Annotated in this window: 1 protein-coding gene; it reads left to right on the plus strand. The window is 73.9% G+C overall.

What is annotated here, in order from left to right; all coding sequences use genetic code 11:
• Window positions 1-314 precede the first annotated feature (314 nt).
• On the plus strand, window positions 315-1,421 hold a 1,107-nt coding region (locus tag D8M34_RS17855), incomplete at its 3' end, for an acyl carrier protein (protein ID WP_274543281.1).

The following is a 1,421-nucleotide window of genomic DNA, read 5'->3' on the forward strand; positions in this document are numbered from 1 at the left end:
CCGCGCACTTGGGGTGCGGCGCGTCGGACGTGGTGGCCTGGGCGACGCTGCGCCGGGACGGGGGCGCGGAGCACTTCATCCGCGGGGTGGGCGAGGCCGACGCGCACGGTGTCCCAGTCGACTGGACCCGTCGCGTGCCGGGGAGCCGATCGGTTCCGCTGCCGACCTACGCCTTCCGGCGTCGGTCCTACTGGCTGCCCGAGGCCTCGGATCCCGCCCCGCCCGGTGGTCCTACCAGCAGGCGGGTTCGCGAGGGGGCGGAACCCGTCGAGTCCGCGGACGTCGTTCGGTCGCAAAGGACGGCCGGTGAGCCAATGCTGGACGTGGTGCGGTTGTGCGCCGCAGCTGCGCTCGGACTCAACGGCCCGGACGCCGTAGCGCCCGGCGCAACGTGTGCCGATCGCGGTGTGGACTCGCTGCTCGCCGTTGAGTTCTGCCACCAGCTCGGTGGGGTCTTGGGCGCGGCACCTAAGCCCGCGATGCTGTTCGCCCACCCCACGCCAGCCGACCTCGCCCGGCACCTAATCTCTGCCGGTGGGGAGACCCCTGTTACCGCGACATCCGGCATGGGAGTGCCCGCCGCTACGACCTACGATGGCGACCCCGGCGCGATCGTGGCCACGGCGTGCCGGCTGCCCGGCGGGGTGCGCTCGCCCGAGGACTTCTGGGCGCTCCTCGACGGCGGCGTCGACGCGATCTCCGAGTTCCCTGACGACCGAGGCTGGGACCTCGACGCCGTCGTCGACACCGAGAACCCCGGCCGTCCCGGGCACACCTACGTCCGCCACGGCGGGTTCATCGACGGCGCCGCGGAGTTCGACGCCGAGTTCTTCGGGATCAGCCCGCGCGAGGCGATGTCCATGGACCCCCAGCAGCGGCTGCTGCTGGAGACGTCCTGGGAGGCCTTCGAGCGGGCCGGGATCGAGCCTGTGTCGCTGCGCGGCAGCGCTACCGGTTTCTTCGCCGGCTTCATGTCCAGCGACTACGGCTCGATCCTGGGCGGCAGGGAGTTCGAGGGCGCCCAGGGCCAGGGCAGCCCGCCGAGTGTCGCGTCCGGCCGGGTGTCCTACACCCTGGGGCTGGACGTGCCGGCGGTGACGGTGCACACGGCGTGGTCGTCGTGGCGGGTCGGGAGGAACCTGGGCGCGCCGGCGCGGCGGGCGGGGGAGTGCTCGCTCGCGCTGGCCGGCGGTGTCACCGTCATGTCCACCCCGGCGGCGTTCGTCGACTTCGCCCGCCAGCGCGGCCTGTCGCCGGACGGCCGGTGCAAGGCGTTCTCCGACGACGCCGGCGGCAGGGCCCTCGCCGAGGGCGTCGGCATGGGCCTGCTGGAGCGGCGCTCCGACGCGGTCCGCAACGGGCACGAGAGCCTCGCGGTGGTCCGCGGGTCCGCGGTCAACCAGGACGGCGCCTCCAACGGG

The organism is Microbacterium sp. HSID17254 (genome assembly GCF_003989315.1).
Lineage (GTDB): Bacteria > Actinomycetota > Actinomycetes > Actinomycetales > Microbacteriaceae > Microbacterium.